General features: G+C 37.4%; 17 protein-coding genes. 11 read left to right on the forward strand and 6 right to left on the reverse strand.

The genetic code is table 11. The annotated features are described in order from the left end of the window. Positions 1 to 253 precede the first annotated feature (253 nt). The 3 genes from ACMCNP_RS04960 to ACMCNP_RS04970 all read left to right on the forward strand — a co-directional run bounded on the left by ACMCNP_RS04960 (position 254) and on the right by ACMCNP_RS04970 (position 4,521). Positions 254 to 1,303, forward strand: coding sequence for a glycosyltransferase family 4 protein (locus ACMCNP_RS04960; RefSeq protein WP_419314637.1), 1,050 nt, complete (start codon positions 254 to 256; stop codon positions 1,301 to 1,303). Beyond that, complete coding sequence (locus tag ACMCNP_RS04965; protein WP_419314639.1) at positions 1,293 to 3,566, forward strand: amylo-alpha-1,6-glucosidase; 2,274 nt, start codon at positions 1,293 to 1,295, stop codon at positions 3,564 to 3,566. The genes ACMCNP_RS04960 and ACMCNP_RS04965 overlap by 11 nt, the downstream gene beginning before the upstream one ends. A gap of 829 nt (positions 3,567 to 4,395) precedes the next feature. Next, the gene (locus ACMCNP_RS04970) at positions 4,396 to 4,521 is read left to right on the forward strand and encodes a hypothetical protein (RefSeq protein WP_419314642.1); all 126 of its coding nucleotides are present in this window, start codon (positions 4,396 to 4,398) and stop codon (positions 4,519 to 4,521) included. Here the strand turns inward: ACMCNP_RS04970 and ACMCNP_RS04975 are convergent. From ACMCNP_RS04975 to ACMCNP_RS04995, 5 genes are all read right to left on the reverse strand, one after another. Then, a complete protein-coding gene (locus ACMCNP_RS04975) occupies positions 4,507 to 4,842 on the reverse strand; it encodes a HigA family addiction module antitoxin (protein ID WP_419314645.1) in 336 nt (111 codons plus the stop codon). The two genes, ACMCNP_RS04970 and ACMCNP_RS04975, sit on opposite strands and share 15 nt — an antisense overlap. 111 nt (positions 4,843 to 4,953) lie before the next feature. Continuing rightward, on the reverse strand, positions 4,954 to 5,223 hold the full coding sequence (locus tag ACMCNP_RS04980; protein WP_419315896.1) for a type II toxin-antitoxin system RelE/ParE family toxin: 270 nt from the start codon (positions 5,221 to 5,223) through the stop codon (positions 4,954 to 4,956). A gap of 61 nt (positions 5,224 to 5,284) precedes the next feature. Beyond that, positions 5,285 to 5,473 carry a hypothetical protein gene (locus tag ACMCNP_RS04985; protein WP_419314647.1) on the reverse strand — a complete coding sequence of 63 codons (189 nt, stop codon included), beginning with the start codon at positions 5,471 to 5,473 and terminating at the stop codon, positions 5,285 to 5,287. A gap of 305 nt (positions 5,474 to 5,778) precedes the next feature. Further along, positions 5,779 to 6,105, reverse strand: coding sequence for a hypothetical protein (locus ACMCNP_RS04990; protein ID WP_419314650.1), 327 nt, complete (start codon positions 6,103 to 6,105; stop codon positions 5,779 to 5,781). Positions 6,106 to 6,325: 220 nt separating this feature from the next. Beyond that, complete coding sequence (locus ACMCNP_RS04995) at positions 6,326 to 6,784, reverse strand: single-stranded DNA-binding protein (RefSeq protein WP_419314653.1); 459 nt, start codon at positions 6,782 to 6,784, stop codon at positions 6,326 to 6,328. Positions 6,785 to 7,072: 288 nt separating this feature from the next. Here ACMCNP_RS04995 and ACMCNP_RS05000 point away from each other — a divergent pair, with 288 nt between their 5' ends. The 7 genes from ACMCNP_RS05000 to ACMCNP_RS05030 all read left to right on the forward strand — a co-directional run bounded on the left by ACMCNP_RS05000 (position 7,073) and on the right by ACMCNP_RS05030 (position 16,276). Further along, positions 7,073 to 7,588: a type IV pilus modification PilV family protein gene (locus ACMCNP_RS05000; protein ID WP_419314656.1), complete on the forward strand. Its 516-nt coding sequence runs from the start codon at positions 7,073 to 7,075 to the stop codon at positions 7,586 to 7,588. Between the two features lie 22 nt (positions 7,589 to 7,610). Beyond that, complete coding sequence (locus ACMCNP_RS05005; RefSeq protein WP_419314660.1) at positions 7,611 to 8,678, forward strand: PilW family protein; 1,068 nt, start codon at positions 7,611 to 7,613, stop codon at positions 8,676 to 8,678. Between the two features lie 2 nt (positions 8,679 to 8,680). Further along, positions 8,681 to 9,253, forward strand: a complete 573-nt coding sequence (locus ACMCNP_RS05010) for a hypothetical protein (protein WP_419314663.1) — start codon at positions 8,681 to 8,683, stop codon at positions 9,251 to 9,253. A 38-nt stretch (positions 9,254 to 9,291) separates the two neighbouring features. Next, entirely contained in the window at positions 9,292 to 13,083 is a 3,792-nt protein-coding gene (locus ACMCNP_RS05015; protein WP_419314666.1) for a pilus assembly protein, read from the forward strand. 49 nt (positions 13,084 to 13,132) lie between these two features. Then, entirely contained in the window at positions 13,133 to 13,510 is a 378-nt protein-coding gene (locus ACMCNP_RS05020) for a hypothetical protein (RefSeq protein ID WP_419314669.1), read from the forward strand. A gap of 189 nt (positions 13,511 to 13,699) precedes the next feature. Continuing rightward, positions 13,700 to 14,440 (forward strand): lysophospholipid acyltransferase family protein, encoded by a 741-nt coding sequence (locus tag ACMCNP_RS05025; protein ID WP_419314672.1) that lies wholly within the window; start codon positions 13,700 to 13,702, stop codon positions 14,438 to 14,440. A gap of 171 nt (positions 14,441 to 14,611) precedes the next feature. Beyond that, on the forward strand, positions 14,612 to 16,276 hold the full coding sequence (locus ACMCNP_RS05030) for a ribonuclease J (protein ID WP_419314674.1): 1,665 nt from the start codon (positions 14,612 to 14,614) through the stop codon (positions 16,274 to 16,276). 263 nt (positions 16,277 to 16,539) lie between these two features. On the opposite strand, the gene ACMCNP_RS05035 is transcribed toward ACMCNP_RS05030, so the two are convergent. Further along, a complete protein-coding gene (locus ACMCNP_RS05035) occupies positions 16,540 to 16,812 on the reverse strand; it encodes a hypothetical protein (protein ID WP_419314677.1) in 273 nt (90 codons plus the stop codon). A 257-nt stretch (positions 16,813 to 17,069) separates the two neighbouring features. Between ACMCNP_RS05035 and ACMCNP_RS05040 the strand changes: the two genes are divergently transcribed. Further along, entirely contained in the window at positions 17,070 to 20,696 is a 3,627-nt protein-coding gene (locus tag ACMCNP_RS05040) for a diguanylate cyclase (protein WP_419314680.1), read from the forward strand. The last annotated feature ends 21 nt before the right edge of the window (positions 20,697 to 20,717 follow it).

Below are 20,717 nucleotides of genomic sequence, written 5' to 3' on the forward strand. Positions count from 1 at the left end.
ACTTGCCTCCGTGATTAATGCAACCTTATTGTTTATAATTACCTCCTACAGGTTGTTTGATACATGGCATCCATCCTCATTATAGCTCATATTTTGTAATTTACGATTGAAACATAAAGAAAATTGTGTTACGCTCAATGAGATTACTGCATAATATCCAGATTATTTGCACTATCCGCTGATAAATAATTTTTTTATACCAGCAATTTTATACCAAAAATGCACTAAAAGGTTCGTTTAGAGGAGTAGTAATGTGAGAATTGCCCAGATTGCACCATTATATGAGAGTATTCCTCCCAAACAGTATGGCGGAACTGAAAGAATCGTTTCTTATCTTACCGAAGAATTGGTAAATATGGGATTGGATGTTACGCTTTTTGCAAGCGGTGATTCGGTTACGAAAGCAGAACTCGTTGGCATTGTTCCCGAGGCTACAAGGATGAATGAAAGGGACCCCATAATTTATCATTTGCTTTTGATTGAACAGCTTATGGAGAGAATTGAATCGTTCGATATAGTTCATTTCAGCATAGACTGCATTCATTTTCCCATTGCAAGGAGGCTTGACGTCCCTCATATAACAACGCTGCATGGCAGGCTGGATCTTCCTGATCTCATACCATTTTACGAGGAATTTAACGATATACCGGTTGTTTCCATTTCAAACGCCCAGCGAATCCCGCTTCCTTTTGCCAACTGGCAGGGTACGGTCTATCATGGATTACCTAAAGATTTATACAAATTAAACGAAAAGCCGGATAAATACCTTGTTTTTCTCGGACGCATCTCAATTGAGAAAAGACCCGACAGAGCAATAGAAATCGCAAAAAAAAGCGGAATGAAACTTAAAATAGCGGCAAAGATTGATAAAGTAGACAGGGAATATTTTGAAAATGTAATCAAGCCTTTGTTGGACGACCCTATGATAGAGTTTATAGGTGAAATATGCGAAAAAGATAAACAAGACTTTTTGGGAAACGCATTGGCACTACTATTTCCCATCGATTGGCCTGAACCGTTTGGATTAGTCATGATAGAATCGCTGGCATGCGGTACGCCTGTAATTGCGTATGGAAATGGTTCTGTTCCTGAGATTATAGATAACGGCATAGATGGTTTTATAGTCAACAGTATTAATAGCGCTGTTAAGGCCGTTTCAAACATTGATTTAATAGATAGAAAACGATGCAGACAAATTTTTGACCAACGTTTCACATCAAGGCTAACGGCTGAAAACTATTTGAATATTTACGAAAAGATCATTCAAAACAATCAAAATAGAAGGGCAATTTATGGAATATAAAGATGTAATAACGGTTGATGATAAATTTTATATTCTCGCAGCTTCTCCCTTTATAAACGACAATATACATAATTTGAAATATGGTGATATGTTTGCAATATTTAATAGATATGGTGATATTCATCATTATGGACTGAGACAAAATGGAGTTTATTACAAAGATACCCGGTTTTTGTGTAGATACGAACTGAGATTTGATACTTTTATACCGCTTTTTTTAAGCGCCATAGAAAGATCGGATAATACGCTGCTGAGAACAAATCTCACAAACAATGATATAAAAACGGAGAAGCTTGTGATACCAAGAGATATTATACAACTATCTCGTTCCAAATTTCTATTTAAAAATGGGTTATACGAGCATATAAAATTGTTCAATTATGGACAAGTTGATGTAAAAATACCATACCATCTTCATTTTGATGCTGATTTTGCCGATATTTTTGAGATACGAGGTTCGAAAAGGGAAAATCATGGTAAACACCTCAAAACTGTAACTAATGATTCTTTTGTTGAGCTTGCTTATGAAGGACTGGATAAAATTGTTCGCAAAACAAAGATAGAATTTTCACCATATCCTACCATTCTTTCCGAATCTACTGCATTTTTTGATCTGTTTCTTGCTTCTAAGGAAGAATTTGATATTTATATTACCACGAGCTTTATTATAGAAGATGAACAACCTGATATTGCAAACCTATCTTATGCCGCACCGTTTAGAGCATATAAGCCTATGGAGAGTGAGGATAGGCAATCTCATAATACCTTAAAAGAAGAAAAGCATAGAGATGTTAAGTCTATGTATTATACCTCTTTGAATAGTGTGGAAGAAGAGCTGAAAAAATCGGAAGATCAAGATTGCAAAATCTATACATCAAATGAACAGTTCAATGATTGGATAAATAGATCGTCGGTTGATATTCACATGATGATTACACATACAAAGTATGGTGAATATCCATATGCAGGCGTTCCGTGGTACAGCGCTATTTTTGGAAGGGATGCTCTTGTTACAGCGTTTGAATATTTATGGGTTAATCCTGATATTGCAGAAGGAGTCTTGAGAACATTATCATATTTTCAGGCAAAGACAATTTCAGATAAACAGGATGCAGAACCAGGAAAGATACTTCACGAAGCTAGAAACGGAGAGATGGCAAGCCTTAATGAAGTACCTTTTGGAAGATATTATGGGAGCATTGACAGTACGCCTCTTTTTGTAATGCTTGCCGGAGCTTATCATAGAAGAACCGGAAATACTCCTTTTATTAGGTCTATATGGCCTAATATTACCATGGCTATTGAATGGATGAATAAATACGGCGATAAAGATCAGGATGAGTTTATTGAATATGAATCACGCAGCCTCGATGGTCTAAAACAGCAGGGATGGAAAGATTCATCAAATTCTGTATTTTATAAAAACGGTATGATAGCTATGCCGTCTATAGCGCTCTCTGAAGTCCAGGCTTACGCCTATTCTGCCAAGAAAGAAGCTTCAAGATTGGCAGAACTGCTCGGCTGCAGCGATTTATCATCGCAGATGAAAAATGAATCTGCAAGGCTTAAACAAAAGTTTGAGGATGCTTTCTGGTGTGAGGAGATTTCTTCGTATGCACTTGCTTTGGACGGAGATAAAAAACAGTGTAAAGTTAAGACATCCAATGCAGGGCAATGTCTTTTTTCGGGTATTGTAGCAGAAGAGCATGTTGATAAACTTGCAAAACTGTTATTGAGCAAGGAATTTTTTTCAGGATGGGGCATCCGTACATTATCAACAAAAGAGGTTCGTTATAATCCAATGTCATATCACAACGGAAGCATATGGCCGCATGATAACGCATTGATAGCATATGGATTAGCTAAATACGGTTATAAAAAAGAGGTGTTGAAGATTTTGACAGGATTTTTCGATGCAAGCATCTATTTTAATTTGCATAGGATGCCGGAGCTGTTCTGCGGCTTTGACAGGCATTTATCTGAAGCTCCAACACTTTATTCGGTGGCATGTCCTGTGCAATCATGGTCGGCAGCATCTTCATTTATGATGCTGCAGGCAGCTCTGGGAATGTCTATTGATGTTTTATCGTCAACAATAACCTTTAATAATCCTGTCTTGCCTGAGTCATTAAAATGGGTTAATCTTAAAAACCTTCGTATTAATGATCAATTTGTCAGCCTTCATATTCAACGTACAAACATGGATGTAACAATCAGTGTAGTTCGTAGAAGTTCCGATATTAAGATTGTCGTGATAAAATAGAGCGGTTAAGAGTTCAATAAGAAAGCAAAGAGAATCGTAAAAATTATCGGTTTAATGATTAGAAATTTTAAAGATATAAGACCGATTAACTCCCTTGCATAAGTAGCGGGCAATGTAATTTGAAATACCTCTTACCTGACTTTCTATCTTTGGAAGTCTTTATTGAATATTTTTGACACTTTCATCCGAAAGATACAGCTTGCAGCTATTCCGATTATCGTTCACCATGTTTCACCTCATATTTAATTATTATCACTACGCTTAAATTGACCACTGTGTTTTATTTAGGTTGCGCATGGAAAGCAACTTCGCTTGATTGAACAAATATCATGTCTTCGCAAAGTTAGATAAAATATTTGAGTCTATTTACAAAACGAAATAAAAATGTAACAGCAATTATTACTCAAAAACAATCCATAAAATAATGAAACAAGACATTGAAAAGCACAACAAGCAATACCAGAAAATTTAATTTAAAACATTAACAACCGCACACGACAGATTTTTGATAATCGACCATAAAACTGTCTATCTCTTTGGGGCAAGCCTGAAAGATGCCGGTAAAAAATGGTTTGCCTTCTCTAAACTTGATATAAATGCCAATGATATTCTTAATAAATTATGAATGAAAAGAAAAATTCATAAATCAAAATTTATTTCTATGGAAGACAGAACTATGAAATACTCGAACAAAAATATTTTCCCATTGAAAAAAAGGCGATATCACTATTGTGATGAATGATATTCTAAAAGGGAAAGCATTAGTCAAATACAAAATGTTAAAAACAGGCATGATGCAGGAAGTATTAACAGGAAAAAAGAGATTGATATGAGTGAAGAGATAAAAAATACTGAACTGCAAGAATTTTCAAATTTTGTCATTTTCCAAACCGAAAACGGTAAAGATGAAATCCTTGCGTATAAAACAGCTTTATTCATATTATCCCTGCTTTAATTCTTCATTTTCGCCTCTTTTGCTCTTGGCTTTAAAAGGGATAATCTTTGCTAATTCACCTTCTATTTTTCTGCTTTGTTCCAGTATTTCAAGACTACATTGCAATCTTAAAAAATACCCTTTTGTTAATCCAAAATACTTTGTTAGTCTTAAATCTGTATCCGCTGTTATGTTTCTTTGTCCTCTGACAATCGCATTAATTCTATTTGAAGGTACTCCAATTGCAACCGCAAGAGCGTTTTGTGATAGCTTTAATGGCTCTAAAAATTCTTCAAACAGAACTTCTCCGATATGAGGCACCGATATATATTTTTCATTCATAATGATTTCTCCTTAATTATAAGTTGTATTTATAATATACACTACGTACAACATATAATCAACCCTAAAGGGTTGATTATATGAAGAAATAATAAGATAAAAAATAAAATCTTATATTTCAACATTATAGGCTTCATTTTCTTTCCACTCAAAACAAATTCTGTATTGCTGATTTATTCTTATTGAGTGTTGACCTTTTCTATCACCTTGTAATTGTTCTAAAAAGTTTGCTGGCGGTGTTGTCAAATCAAATAGCTCTTCGGCAATATCAAGACTACGCAGTTTGATCAATGCTCTACGCTGAATTTCGTATGGTATTTTCTTTGAAAACAAGCCATTGTATATTTTGTCTGTCTCTTTGCATTTAAACGATTTAATCAATTTCAAACCCCTTAATAAATCCTTATTACAATTATTTTACAACAAAAATGCTTTGACATTTTTATTTTAGGTAATCAAGCATTTCGTTAAAAATTGTTCTACCTAATTGCTTTGCCGTTTCAGAGTCTGTGGACTCTTCTATAATTTCAAGATTATCCTTATACACATAATCTTTTAGATACTCAACTTGAGCAGGAATAGAATAGCCTTCCTTCTCTTGCTCCTTGCTTGTTTTAAAATCATTTTTCATTCATCCCCATTAGTTAGTAAATTGTATATTTATAAATTAGGTCAATTTTAACTCAGTTTTGACAAGGTTGCTGCATTCTTAATATAAATTAATTATTCACGATATTTATATTTACATTAAGCGGCATTATTCATTAGCCAAGTTCTAAATTTGACTATTACAGGTGATTATATTAGTCCTTTCTGTATCACCTTTCATACATACTTGTTCAGTACAGTTTATGCAATCTCTATGAAGTTGACATGGCGTCATTGTATAATCGTGAATACATACACCAAATTATACAAGATGGGCTGTCCTTATTTTCAATCCGGCAAATCTATAGCTAAACCTCTTTTTGCATTTATTGGAGAAGTAGTACTATGCTTTGGTATTCCAGCTGTTAAGCCGGATTCAACTAACTTTATAGGGTTATTAAGAGTGAGTGTTTTTAAGCCGAAGTTAGGTGTTTGAGATAAAAATGTTCTTGAAAGCCATACTAAATAATATTTTATAGCTCTAATTCTATGAGCCGTTGTATTTGAAAGGATTTGTGCTTCTAAAGATCTCAAAGAGCATTCTTGTGTTAAATCCTTAAATGGTAACTCACAAGTATCACAGAGACTTTCAATCTCATGCAATTCTAAGAGCATTCCTTCTTCTAAACGTTTATCAAGATTAACCTCTTCATTATATGGAGTCTTTCTCCTGTTGAATGTAAAACGGTTTGAATGTTATATATAGTTATACTTGTTTCCATTTATTTTGTTGCATATTATAATGTAAAATGTAAATAGGCTGTGATATCCTGACTATAAGAGTCTAAGATAAAATTTTCCATGTTAAGTGTTTACATTATTAAATCAGTGAATACTAGAACGGAACGTCGTCCTCTTCTTGATGCCCTGTGTCGGCATTACCCCCCTTATTAGCATCATAGTTACTGCCTTCAGCGCTATTGTTGCTATATTCGGAAGCATCCGCACCACCGCTTGAGGCGCCTCTGGCGCCAAGCATTACGATATTAGTTGCAACTATCTCTGTGATATACTTTTTGACGCCGTCCTTATCATCATACGAACGGTTGTTAATTCTTCCCTCGACGAAGACCTGCTTACCTTTACTTAAATAATTAGCGATGCTCTGTCCCAGCTTGCCGAATACAACGATATTGTGCCATGTCGTTCGTTCATTTTTGGAACCCGATTTATCGTTAAAATATTCCGTCGTCGCTATGGAAAATTTTAGGATTGCCAGCCCGTCCGGCGTGTAACGAAGCTCCGGGTCCTTACCAAGATTTCCTATTAATAATGCCCTATTCAGACTGCCCATAATGCCTCCAAATTTATGATTTTTTGTTTAATAGTGCGAATGGATAACTCGCTTGTAAGGTATATGATAAGTTAAGCCAATCCATTTGGCAAGTTAAAATTACTTTAAGTTTTTATGATAATTATATTGCAGTATTATTAAATTTTTATTACGGGAAAGTATCGTCATCTCATTCATATTAATCAACTATTTGCATATTTAGTAATGCTTTACTTTTTTATATATTATGATACAATTCAGTGTGTTAGTATTGTATTGACAAAAAGTGAGCCATTAATGTGATTAACTATGAGTAAGATCGGTTTTAAAAATAACGATAACGGTGCATCGCTGTTAGAGGTCATGATTGCCATGATCATCCTTACCGTGGGTTTTTTGGGTGTAATAGCGCTAGCGGTTGCGCTCACAAATAATAATGTCTCGGCAGGCAAGATTAACACGGCAACAATGATCGCGCAGGCGGAGGTCAGCCAGATTAACTGTCTCGGGATAACCGGAGTACAAAAATATTTTCCGCAGATAAGCCCGTGGACGTACAGCTATATTGTAGGGCCTACGGTTTCTAATCCTGATAACAGAAATAGCGTGACGTCTTGTATTAATCCGGCTTTAGCGGTGGGAGGGCAGGCGCCGGATTCCCCTGCGCCTGCCGGCTTAGGTATAACACTTCCCTACACCGTCACAATAAATTTTGCAAATAATCTTAATTCTACTTCTTCGACAACCGTTATTAACGCTCGGGTTGAGGTTAGCTGGCGAGATACGAACCGGCATGTCATAGTGATGAACGATATAATTTCATAGTAATTTATACGGATATTGTAAAATGAAACAGATATATAAAAAGCACTGTGCGGCAAGAAGGTCGTTAATTTTCAAGACAGAAGGGTTCACGGCAGTAGAACTCATTATAGCCCTGTCTATTTCTGTGATAGTCGTCGCGGCGGCAGGTTTTATTTTGCTTACGCAATCCGGAATGATACGGTTTAACAGGTCTGTTTCAACAGAGCAGCAAAGGCTTAATGTAGCCTTCAGTTCAGTCAGGTACTCATTAAGGATGGCGGGGTTCGATTATGGGCAGGGATATTTCATCCAAGCGGGGTCTGTCCCCGCCGTGCAGGTAGTGAAAGCGTCGTACCCGTCCAATCCATATGAGGTTATGGTAACTTATGACACCTTAGTTGACAATTCTAATCCATGCACATTGACTCCTGTACTTGGCACTAATGCAAGCTCAGCATCGGCAGAATTTAGTTTAAGCGGCGCTTGTAATGCAAACAGTTTTCATGTAGGCCAGATGTTAGATGTTAAAAATCCTGTTCCGCTCGGCAATAATCCGTTACCAGCAGCGCCTATAATTTTTTGCATAACATCGGTTCAAAAAAATTCGGATAAGATACAGGTGAGCCCGAGCAAGAGGGGCATATGCCCGGGCAATCCCATTCCGCCTAAAAGTATCGGCGGTGGTAACGTGTCCTTTATAGATCAGATATTGTTTTATTGGGGCAATACCAAGTATGATTTTAATTCTCCATATAATGTTCCGGGAAATTTGTATAGATGTAAGGTTAACCCTATTGTTATCTCTCCTACGATCCCTACTTGTGTTGCAAACACTACCGTTATGCTTAGCGGCTACGTTAATAACTTTACGGTTTCGTCACTACCTGGCCAGCTAAATCAGTACGGTCAATCCTACGCATACGATATTTCCATAACGAGCGAGTCTAGCGTCGCATTATCCGACTCACCATCCTACAGCGTACATGTTCCCTTTAATCCTAATTCAAACGGGGTTAACGCGAAGGGCGGCGCAGGACAGGTTGTTGGAGACAATGTAATGAAGGTCATTAATTCCAACGTCTTTCTGAGAAATGTTTATTACGGAAGGTAATTATGATGAATAAATATATAAAAATAGGCGGATTGAAACAAGCAAGAACGATCTCAGACAATAATAGGGGCATTGCTTTGGTTACAGTGCTATTGGTCATTGCAATACTCGGCATATTGGCCGCCGTTGCGATTCAATCAACCGGCTCGGATATTATAAACGCCGGAGATTATATGTCTTCCGAGCAGACACTGAATATATCGAATTCGGCTATGAATATTGTTTCGTCTCAGTTGAATACCGATCGGCAAACCAATGCAGGGATAGGATTGCCTGTAGCGAATATCTATTATTATACGCCTGCCGTAAACGGTACGCTTCAACAAAGCGATAACTATATTGAATTGACTGAGGCAAATATAGATCCCGGGTTTTCTAATATTCTCGGTTTTACGGTGGATAGCGGGAATTTCGGCTTTGAGTACAAGGGAGCCTATGGGAGTTTCCCCGGTTATAGCTTAACATATTACTTTTATAGCGGAAAAAATGACACTATAGCGCAGAATCAGAGTGCTTCGAAGACGGTTAGAACCGGAATGACGTTTAGTTACGGACCTGTCAATGAGGGCTACTAAGGGGGTTCCTGCGAGGACTTAGAAAATGGGAGGGGAGAATGAACAGAAAAATTATTAAAATCGGCGAATACGATGGATCCGATAAAAGAATAAGGCAATCACGATTTTTTAAAATAATAATCCTTGCGGTTATTTTTATAATATTTTTAGGTTTTAATTTATTCGTCGGGCAGTCTTATGCATCGGACACATCTTTGCTTACAAACCTTAATAATCCCAATGTATTAATATTTTTGGATACCTCCGGTTCAATGATGTGGAATGAGGGGGTTACATGGAGCAATAATTCCAGTGTAAGCGGCTATGACAAGCCTGAATCGTGGAGCAGTTCTTTAGCTTGGGCGCCGGGTTCTAACAGCGTGTTTTCTAAGATATATAATGCCAAGATGGCTATATCCAAAATAGTAACCGATCCGTCTTTTTCTAATCTTAACTATGCATTTGCGACGTTTGACCAGGTGCCGTCGGCAAAAAGTGGTCATTCTAGTACAAATCAGTGTATATACAGCAACGACCCGAGTTTTACAAACCCTTCCTCCGCATTATACTATCCCGGAACAAACGGCGGGACGGGAATCCCTGATGAAACCGGTGCATATACAAGTGCCGACTATCCGTTTACACATTATGCTTATAGTGAGAATTATGCCTGCAACAGCAGTGCTAACCAAGATGCATACTTCTACAATAATGCAACTAGTTTTTTATACAAGTCTTTAGGGTATTTTGTTTCATATGATTATTCCGATTATATAGTTGATAAAGATTATCCAAAGCAAATTTCTCCATGGTCGCTGTATGTCCCCCTGACTATAAACGGAACGCTGTCTCTTACGGTTGCTTCTAATCCAAACAACTCGACTGACCCTTATTTCGACCCTGCTAATATTGCCGGGCCCGCAATAAATTATGTTTTATGGCATGCCCCCGATTACGGCGGTCTTACTGATCCCGCAGGGAAAACAGTATCCGGATTAAAAGGCGGCGGCGAAACGCCCATGTATTCAATGGTTGAAAATATGTTCAAATATTTTACGAATTCGTTAAAATTGGATAACGCTGCCTCATGTAGGCGCAATTTTTCTATTATCATCACCGACGGCGAGGCTAACGGTTATAATCCAAGCAAGACACCACAGGCACTTTATGACTTATATGACTTATACACAACCGTTGATACCACTTATCCCATAGAGACCTTCATAGTTGGTTTTGGATACAGCGGAGGTTTGAGCGGGCCGACTTATATCCAGGAAATGGCAAACGCCGGAGCAGGGATAGACCCGAATAATAATCCCAACGGCATTAGTTTTAACGCTACTGTAGGCAGTTCGTCCACTACGCTCATACTGCCCTCTTCCGCATTTACGACGACTAACGGTATTCTGGTAGGCGATACCGTTTCCGATAATGGAGATGAAAGCAGTTCCTGCGAGTTCGCCAACGATAACAGCGGGATTTATGCGGATGGCAACGACTGCGCCGTTGTTACGGGAATTTATTCAAATACGGATGAAGTCCTGTTGTCCAATTCCTTAAAAACATTGAATACAAGTGGAAATTCAGGCACCGTAACGGTTTCAGGCACCGTTTATCTGACTTTTAATTATAAACAGCTCTTAATTTCATTAACGACGATATTTGATCAGATAGAAGCCCAGTCGGTTTCTTTTACCTCACTCGTAGTCCATCAGGTTTACGGTTCAAACGGCAACGTCTATTATTCAAATTTTAAGGCGTTAAATCAGCCCCTTTGGGGAGAAGGCAATGTTTTTCTCTTTAAATTAAATGCACAGGGGCAGTTAATAGGCCCCGACGGTCTTGCCGTTGCCGCCGACGGTCAAATAATTACGAGCGATTCGTACTGGGATGATGGCAACGGCGCAGGCGGTGCCCTTCAAAAGAAGTCTGCCTCATCGAGGTATATAATCACATCTGAACTTAATTCAACTACCGGTTCAAATACTGCCGTCGAATTTAATACGTCCAACACGGCGAATCTAGAATCATTGTTAGGAGTGACAAGCGCAAATTATAGATCTGTTTGTCCAGGCGCGTCCTCAGAGAGTGCCTGCACTGATGATATTATAAATTTTGTTTTAAATCCCGACAGTGCGACGGATAACTGGAAATTGGGAGCGATATTCCATTCCGACCCCGTCTTAGTCGGTCCGCCGCCGTATCCATATCCAAGCACGTCGTATCAGGCGTTTAAAAAACTGTATGCTGCAAGGCAACAGGTTTTGGTAGTCGGAGCTAACGACGGAATGCTTCACGGTTTTGATGCGGGGACGTGGGATAGTAGTACAAGTTCTTATACCGATGGAACCGGAGCAGAGCTTTTCGGTTATATCCCGCCTAATTTTTTAGATATAAACGGCTCTTCAACATTGCCCAAAATCACTAAGTGGTATGAAACATCGGTCACGGAACCGTCTATTTTTGAATTTGTCGATTCGACTCCGCATGTAAGCGACGTGTTCTTCGGCAATGTTTTTAACGGAACGATTAACGGTACGGATACGTCCGACTATCCGATAACGACGACCGGTACGCCTGTAAGCAGCTGGCATACGGTATTGGTCGACGGTGAAAGAAACGGGGGGCAGGCTTATTATGCTTTGGGACTGACTGATCCCTCTAAGTTAACAAACGGTTACCCCAACCCTTTATGGGATTTTTCGGATGCTTCGGCCTCAACCGACCCAATGGGCAATACATGGTCGGAACCCTTAATGACTTACATATGCCTTCCGAACCCTAATTATACTGAAGTAACGGGCGGAACCGGCGTATGCGGAAATAATCCTGTTCCACCGAGCCCTGAGGCTGCTCCGCAGTTCGTTAAGACCTATACCGCTTTTATGGGAGGAGGTTATTCATCAAATAACTCGGCGGGACAGGCAGTTTATTCGTTATATGTTGAACCTAACCCGGTAAGTAGCGGAAATGCTTATATTAACAAGCAAAAGTTGTGGAAGTTCGACGGTTTAAATAACGTTAATATGAAATATTCCATACCGTCTGCCGTATCGCCTGTTCTAAGCTCTAATTTTCGGCTTCAAGCCTTTTATGTTGGAGATTTAGGGGGTCAGATGTGGGCGTTTAATATACCATACGGAAAAGCGCCATATACCGCCGATAGCAGTAAATCTAACTGGACGGGGTGTAGGATTTTTGATTCGGATGCATCTGCGAGTGCCCCGTTAAATATTTTTTTTCCGCCGGCAATTTCTTATGATACCGCCGGCAATTTATGGCTGTATTTTGGTACGGGTAACAGAGAAAACTTAACGGAAGTAAACACGACGAGGGATAATGAATTAATAGGATTAAATACGGCAAAGACTCGAGGAATCGGTGAATGTGCTACTGCAGGTGCCTATAATGAAACCGATTTAATTAATGAAACCGGTACAAGCGGCACCGGAACCGCAGCAAGCAATGGTTGGTATATAAAATTAAGTTCCGGCGAAAAGGTAGTGGGTTCACCCCTCGTATATGACACTATAGTATATTTTGTAACTTATACACCGTCTGCGGCGGTGAATGCCTGCGGCTCCGGAACGGCAAAATTGTACGCGGTTTATTATTTAAACGGTGGTGGAACGATTACCACGTCAAGCAACGGAACGGTTACGATTTCAAATACGGCGGCGTCAAGCAGCGGAGCGGTTCAGTCTTTGACTATAGGCTCCGGAGCACCGTCGACCCCGGTTATATCGCATAAAAAAATCTTGATAACGACATCGAGCGGAGTGGTTTTGACTCAAAATATACCGTCGATGCCGTCTAAATTAATACATACTTCCTGGTTTCAATTGCCATAAATATTGATTTGAAATACAGCAAATTTATAATTAATGAGGAAAAATTAAAATGATATCGATAAGAAAAATATTTCCTATAAGATTACTTGTTATAGTACTTATGATACTCGGCGTTTCTTCCGTTGTTTTCGCAGCCGGCGGTCCGCCGTTGGTTAAGCCCAGGTCTACACCCGGGATGCATTTTTATGCCGGTACCATTACAAAAATAAGCGGTTCGTCCATAACCTTATATCATGGCGCAACTTGTATTATCACGGCTTCAACCGCATGCAAGGCACCTGCGTCGCCTATGTCCGCTAGAAGCATGATGAGTATGCAAACCGTCCCCTGTTCGTCTTTCGTCAAGGGTGAAACCGTGCTTATCGCCGCCGTCAGGAATGTGAGCGGACAATTAGTTGCCGTCAAGATCAAAGAGGCCTTCTTTTAAAAGATTTATCCTACACATAAAACCCTTAAAAGTCGGGAAGGGTTTTATGTAGAAAAGATTTTGTTTTTAAAAATGAGTGAAATAAGGTATAGTATAAAGCAAGACAGGCGGGGTAATTTTTATTGGATAGTAAAGATGTGTTTAAAAAAATGACTCTTAAAAATCTTGCATTGCCCGCTTAATTATATAATGGGCGAGTTTATAAAAGAGATTGGGAATATAGTCGTCAGCCTTAAGTCTTGGGCTATAATTGCAGTTTGCGTAATCCTTTTCGGCGTCGCCGCAATCTTCATCTCATTTTTTGGCAACGATGGAAATACTCAAAAGGTTGCAAGGTTGTGGGGAAAGACAATAATAAAACTCTTAGGCATTAAGGTTTCGGTTGACGGTATAGAGAATTTAGATCCTTCTAAATCTTATCTTATTATCTCCAATCATCAAAGTTATTTTGATATATTCGTTTTGCTTGCCTATGTAAATTTAAATTTTAAATTTATCGCGAAAGCGTCTCTTTTCAAAATTCCGTTTTTGGGCTGGAGCATGAAAAGGCTCGGTTATATTCCAATAGATAGAAAAAATCTTAAAAATGCCATTAAAACCGTTAGAAATGCAAAATCAATGTTAGAAACCGATAAATGTCGGTCTATTTTAATATTCCCGGAGGGTACTCGTTCGGCCGACGGAAAACTTGCAAGTTTTAAAAGGGGTGGGCTTAACAAAATGGCAGCAAACAGCGATAATATACTTCCGGTTGCGATAAGCGGGACATATAATATCTTGAAAAAGGGGTCTGTTATGATTTATCCGAAAAATCCCGTAAGGCTTACGATATTAAATCAAATAAGCATACCGGACGATAAAGAGATAAACCCTGCCGGAGATTTTATCCTAAATATCGAGAAGAAAATAGAAGATGCATTAAAATCATAATTTTGCAATATAAATCACGAATATATTCTAAAAAAATTATCAAATTATGGTATAATTAAACGGTTTTTAATAAGACCGTGTATTTGTTAGTCAAATTACGGTAATTTAACAATAAAATCGTTTAAGAAAGATATAATTTTAAAGGAGGAGACTCAGGTTCTAAATCTATATATGAAAGGGTTAAAAGTGATACCGCTAGGCGGTTTAGGAGAAATCGGACTCAACATGATGGTTTATGAGACCGAAAAAGATATTATAATAATAGATTCCGGGATCATGTTTCCCGAAGACTATATGCTGGGGATAGATATGGTTATTCCGGATATAAGATATTTATACGACCCAGAAAAAAAAGAAAAAATTAGAGGAATTGTTTTAACGCATGGACATGAGGACCACATCGGTGCCATACCTTACGTGTTAAGGGAGCTTAATCTTCCGATATTCGGAACTCCTTTTACTCTCGGTATATTGAAAGAAAAACTAAAGGAACACGATTTACCTTTTAAGGTATCGCTTTTTACCGTTAAAGTAGGAAATACGATTACTCTGGGAGATTTTGAAATTGAGTTTATCAGGGTAGCCCACTCAATAATCGACGGGGCGAGCCTTGCGATAAAGACCCCCGTAGGAACTATAATACATACCGGCGATTTTAAATTGGATCAGACTTTAGATAAAAACTCCGTAACCGATATTAACAGAATTGCCCATTATGGAGACGAAGGCGTTCTGGCGTTGTTTTCCGATTCGACCAATATCGAAAAAGAGGGGTTTACGATGTCGGAAAATGATATAAAAAAAACATTCAGGAGTATTTTTGGCGACCATAGCGGAAGAATTATCGTAGCCCTTTTCGCATCAAACATTCATAGAATTTCCGAACTTCTTTCCCTTGCCGTAGAATTTAAAAAGAAGGTCATATTTAGCGGAAGAAGCCTTATCACTTATACCAAGGTTGCAAGAAAACTGGGCTATTTGAATATCCCCGAGGACGTTTTAATAGACGAAGAGACGATCGATTACTATAAGCCGGAGGAGCTTTTGGTACTTACGACCGGAACTCAGGGCGAGGCAATGTCCGCCCTTTCGAGGATATCCGTCGGCGACCACAAATATATAAAAATTAAGCCCGATGATCTTGTTCTTTTATCGTCAAAATTTATCCCTGGAAATGAAAAAGCCATATCAAAAATTATCAATAATCTCTATAGAAGAGGGGCGGAGGTTTATTACGAAAATATATCGGAAATTCATGTTTCCGGTCATGCGGGCAAGGAAGAGCTCAAGCTCATGATGAATATCGTCAAACCGAAATATTTTATTCCGGTTCATGGAGAGTTGAAGCATTTATATCAGCATAAAAAGCTTGCGATAAGTTCCGGCATCCCGCCGAGCAATATTTTTATCTTAGAAAACGGCAACGGTCTTATATTTACCGATGACGAGGGGTGTCATGCGAGCGAGCATATTTATACCGGCAGGATTTTTGTCGACGGTAAGGGCATAGGCGATGTCGGCACTCACACGTTAAAAGAAAGGGCACATCTTTCGGAAAATGGAATGATTATAGTTTTGCTTGTAGTAGATGCTAAAACATCAAGCATAATCTCCGGACCGGAAATAGTTTCTAAGGGATTTGTTTTTGAGGATTACTTTAAAGAGCTGAATGAAACGCTTCATAAATTGGTTGTACACGTGATAGAGGAAAATCAAAAATACGATAGCGTGGATTGGATTAAAGTCAAAGAAGACGTCAGAAGGGCTTTAAAGAAATATCTGAACAAAACCATAGACAGACACCCCTTTATTTTTCCTATGATAACGGAAGTTTAAAATATTAGACGTAATTTTTTTATTTTAATATATGGTATACTTTTAATAATTAAAGACATTTCTATAATCTGCCCGTTTAATTCTTAAGAGGTCAGAGGAGGTGATTAAAGATGGCTTGTTCTTCAAAAAAATCAACGTCTAAAAGTAAAGCAAAGGAAAAAAGCAAATAAATATGAATCGTAACTTTTAGGCTGTTTGCAGGCTAAAACGCTTTTATCTTTAAGGTTTTATCTACCTTAAATTAAGAGCGTTTTGCTTTTTGATTAGTCCTTTTCTTTCCCCTCTTCATTGTCGTCGTTGTCGGGGTTTTCTCCTCTATCTATTATTGAATGGCGCTCCTCTGTTTTTGTAATTCTGTCGTCAATTCTTTTAACAAGGTCGTTAAAGACTCCTTCTATTGCAAAAATCAGCTCTTTGTTGGCATTGCCTAAATGTTTTACCATATCTGCCGGAATTCTGTCGTATATGGCGTCGACGATCTTGTGTCTAAATTCGGATCTCTCTTCTCTAAATGATTTTCCGTTCCTTGATAACATTTTGAAACCTCCGTATATTTAATAGGTTAACATACTTTATCAGTATAAAACAATTTTTATTAAAATTCAAATTATTCGGTGTATTTTTTACTTCTTTTTTACAAAAGGCATATGCCTGATAATATAATTTTACATGAATAAAAAATAAAATACAATTTAAGAAAAAGTTAAAGAATTAAGATATAATACGTAAGTTATATATTATTATTAGTGTATTATATTGTTTTAACGGGGGAGGGGGCGCAAAAAAACAAAATATGTTAAAAATGAGAATAAACACGAACTCCATAAAATTTAAGGTATTTTTCATTTTTATCGCGTCGAGCCTTATCATTATTTCAATAGGTGTCTTCTTAGTCGTCCTTAATCTTACATTTTATAACGGCAAATATTTGAGGGAACGGCTAAAATCGCAGTTGATGACGGAGAGGATGGAGTTTATCAGCGATAGGGAATATATGCTTAAAATGGCGAACGATATCGCTATGCACGACTTTAAAAGCGATTTTATACGAAAGATATTTTATCCGCGAGCCCCCCGCAACCTTCACAGTTTATATTCGTTTACAGGGACGGAAAAAATATCGAGCGTGATATTGATAAGGTTAAGGAACGGCATACCTGATTATGTTGAAAAGTTTAATTATAAACATGACAGAGGGAAAATATTAAGCGATTATAGTAAATTATTGGGAATTATTTCGGCAAAGAATAAGCACATATTTACCGGTTTCGGAAGGAATAAGTCACATAAACTTATTGAACTCAGGGTAATTTACCGGTTTTTGCATAATAAAACAGGGTTTATAATCATCTTAAACAAGCATATAACGAGCGATTATCTAAGGGCTATACGCTTGAAAAATCATATGACGGCGAATTTGGGGGTTTATTACGGGACAAAGAGGTCGGCAATTTCGGTTGTGAGAAATAATAAGTATATAGGTTTAGGTCAAAGCGCCACGGAAAAACAGCTTTTGGTTTTGAAAAACGGTAAAAGTATTTATACATCTCTAATCGTGAAGGGCATATCCTTTTATATATACAATAAACCTATAAGAAACTATAACGGCAAGATAATAGGGATTTTAGGCTGCGGCATAGAAAGGGATAGATGGTTTCAGTATCTTAAGAAAATTTATTATATCCCGGCGCTTTTTTTTCTCGGCTTAGCTTTTTTTATTATTCTGATTTTTATATGGGCAAATAAAAAATTTGTGTCACCCTTTTACGATCTTTTAAGCAGTATAGAAAGAATAGACCCTAATAATCCGCAAAAGTTGAGATTAGTCGATAAATATAAAAACAGAGAAATTGAATATTACGGGCTTGCAAAGGTTATTACTGCTCTAAATGATGCGATAATAGAAAAGCAGGAAGAAAATAGTCTTATCGTATCCGGTATAAACTATTTTTCCAAAATCATTTCGGGACAGGATGATTTAAATTCGATAATCTCTAAGCTTATAAATTTAATCGTAGAGAAGATGGGCTATGACTATGCATGGTACGGCGTTTTAGACGAAGGCAATAGAGAGGTCAAAATAACCGCTGTTTATAATAACGATTTAAATTATACGAAAAATCTTATCCTTAAATATGACGGCTCAAAATATTCGCAGAATTTAGCGGCAAGGGCAATAACATCTAAAAATTACGTGGTAATAAATGATATAGAAAATGACGAGACGATCCCTCTATACAAGGGCAGGCTTTTAGAACATGGATTTTTATCGGTCGGAGTATTTCCGCTAATCTTGCATGGTTCGGCAGGCAGCTCGGTCGCAGGCTTGCTTGAGATATATTCGGGTAAAAAAGACGCTTTCGACGTTATTAAAGCCGTAGCGATTTTTAATTTGACTAATTATGTTTCGTATTTGATAATCTATTTGAAAAATCTTAAAAGGTCGTTAATTTTATCGGAAATGGCCGATCAGATATTATTTTCAATATCGGCAAGGCACGGAGATAGCCGGATTAAGCCTGACAATCAAGAATTCTTAAATAATTTAGAAGATAATCTGCAAACCGATTTTACGGAGTTTATAGTTTACGACGAGATTAAGAATGAAATCGTCGACGGCATGTTTTCGAAGGGGTGGGATTATAATTTAGGCAAGAGTAGTACCGCGCCTACCCCGACCCCATTTATCCAGGAAAGAATAATGAAAAACAGGTTATACACCGGTAATTATCAGGAAGATGAATTTACAACGGGGTTTTTTAAACATATAGGCGTACAAAATATAATTGTTTATGCATTCAAAGGTACTGAGAATAGAAGATATTTGGCGGTAACCGGTGTAATAAAAAGAAAAGCCACTTTTTACGACGAGGATTTAGAGTTTTTCAGGGATGGCATAAATCTTTTCGCTACATACTTTGAAATTAATCTACTTTTTGAAAAATTGGATCTATCTTTGGGATTATTGGAAAATAGAGAAGATTTAATAAATAAGATGGTTGAGTTCGGGGTCGTTTCCATAAATTTGACCGATAACTCCGTAAACCTTTATAACGATTATTTTGCAGAGATTTTTAACATAAACAAATTTTTAAATCCCGTAAATTTAGACGATTTTTATGAAAGTATAAAACCGGCCTTTAAAGACGAAAATTCCGTTCACAACATCTTTGAAACATACATAAAAAACAAATACGTAACTAAAATAAAAGGCGTGGAAATAGACCTTAAAAGCGGCATTGTGTTAATCATAAAGTCGAACCTGTTTTTAACCAAGAATAACGACGTAATAAGGCTTCTCGTATTTGTAAATATTACCGATTCTAAGAATTATACGAAAAACATAGAAAATTTAAATAAGAGACTTAATATAATAAACGAACTGTCGCATAAATTATCAACGGTATTTACGCTTGAGTATGCACTAAAAACATTCTCGCAGGGATTATACTCAATAAAGAACGAAAAAGGCGGGGAAGTAAATTTCCTGCATATAAATATATTCGATACTGTAAGTAAAAAAACCGTAACATCTTTGATTTATATAAAAAATAGGGACAAAACCAACGGTATTAGCGGAAGCAAATCGCCCGGAGAAGTTATCATAACCACGAATAATATTAATTATGAGGATTATATATCAAACTGTGAACTCTTAAGAAACGGCGAAAAAAAATGTGATACGCTTGACGACTGTGAATTTCATAATACTGAAGGCAGCTATAAATGTTTTTCTTTAAAGATAGGGGAAGAAAAAACGGGAATGGTTTCCGTGGATTCGGCGAATAAGGACTTTTTCGCTAAAGAAATAACATCATTGATAAAGGAGATGATAAATATAACGTCGCCTGTTTTGGCAAAGCTTATATTAATTGAAGCGAATAAAGAAATGGCGGTTACGGATGCGCTAACCGGAATTTACAATAGGAGGTATATATACGAGTTTGCCAAAAGGGAGATTATAAGGGCATATAGGAATTCGACGCATCTCTCTACGGCTATGTTGGATATCGATAATTTTAAAGATATAAACGACAATTACGGTCATCAAGCCGGCGATGCCGTATTAAAGGAATTTGTAACGGATTTAAAGAACGTTGTAATGAGAAATCAAGATATAGTTACAAGATACGGCGGAGACGAGTTTTTTATGATTTTACCGGATACGGATAAACTGAATACGATTAAATTAATGGAAAAATTGAGAATTTTCATTAAAAAGAAGGTGTATTCATTAGGAAATGATATCAATTTAAGTATTACCGTGTCCATAGGTATTTCCGGTATAGAATATCTTTCGGATAAAAAGATTATAAGGAACAACGACGATGCCGAAGATATCTTGAATCGCCTCCTAAAGATTACCGATGAAAATTTGTATAAGGCAAAGAACATGGGAAGGGACAGGGTCGTAAGTTAAGCTAAATATGCGGGAGGGGAA

The sequence above is a fragment of the Candidatus Acidulodesulfobacterium sp. H_13 genome (assembly GCF_048541835.1).
Lineage (GTDB): Bacteria > SZUA-79 > SZUA-79 > Acidulodesulfobacterales > Acidulodesulfobacteraceae > QIJE01.

Coding starts and splice junctions, on each gene's coding strand:
- ACMCNP_RS04965 (WP_419314639.1), top strand. CDS start 1,293: ATGGAATATAAAGATGTAATAACGGTTGATGATAAATTTTATATTCTC.
- ACMCNP_RS05015 (WP_419314666.1), top strand. CDS start 9,292: ATGAACAGAAAAATTATTAAAATCGGCGAATACGATGGATCCGATAAA.
- ACMCNP_RS05005 (WP_419314660.1), top strand. CDS start 7,611: ATGAAACAGATATATAAAAAGCACTGTGCGGCAAGAAGGTCGTTAATT.
- ACMCNP_RS05035 (WP_419314677.1), bottom strand. CDS start 16,812: ATGTTATCAAGGAACGGAAAATCATTTAGAGAAGAGAGATCCGAATTT.
- ACMCNP_RS05025 (WP_419314672.1), top strand. CDS start 13,700: ATGGGCGAGTTTATAAAAGAGATTGGGAATATAGTCGTCAGCCTTAAG.
- ACMCNP_RS04970 (WP_419314642.1), top strand. CDS start 4,396: ATGAGTGAAGAGATAAAAAATACTGAACTGCAAGAATTTTCAAATTTT.
- ACMCNP_RS04995 (WP_419314653.1), bottom strand. CDS start 6,784: ATGGGCAGTCTGAATAGGGCATTATTAATAGGAAATCTTGGTAAGGAC.
- ACMCNP_RS04990 (WP_419314650.1), bottom strand. CDS start 6,105: ATGCTCTTAGAATTGCATGAGATTGAAAGTCTCTGTGATACTTGTGAG.
- ACMCNP_RS05020 (WP_419314669.1), top strand. CDS start 13,133: ATGATATCGATAAGAAAAATATTTCCTATAAGATTACTTGTTATAGTA.
- ACMCNP_RS04985 (WP_419314647.1), bottom strand. CDS start 5,473: ATGAAAAATGATTTTAAAACAAGCAAGGAGCAAGAGAAGGAAGGCTAT.
- ACMCNP_RS04975 (WP_419314645.1), bottom strand. CDS start 4,842: ATGAATGAAAAATATATATCGGTGCCTCATATCGGAGAAGTTCTGTTT.
- ACMCNP_RS05000 (WP_419314656.1), top strand. CDS start 7,073: ATGAGTAAGATCGGTTTTAAAAATAACGATAACGGTGCATCGCTGTTA.
- ACMCNP_RS05040 (WP_419314680.1), top strand. CDS start 17,070: ATGTTAAAAATGAGAATAAACACGAACTCCATAAAATTTAAGGTATTT.
- ACMCNP_RS05010 (WP_419314663.1), top strand. CDS start 8,681: ATGATGAATAAATATATAAAAATAGGCGGATTGAAACAAGCAAGAACG.
- ACMCNP_RS05030 (WP_419314674.1), top strand. CDS start 14,612: ATGAAAGGGTTAAAAGTGATACCGCTAGGCGGTTTAGGAGAAATCGGA.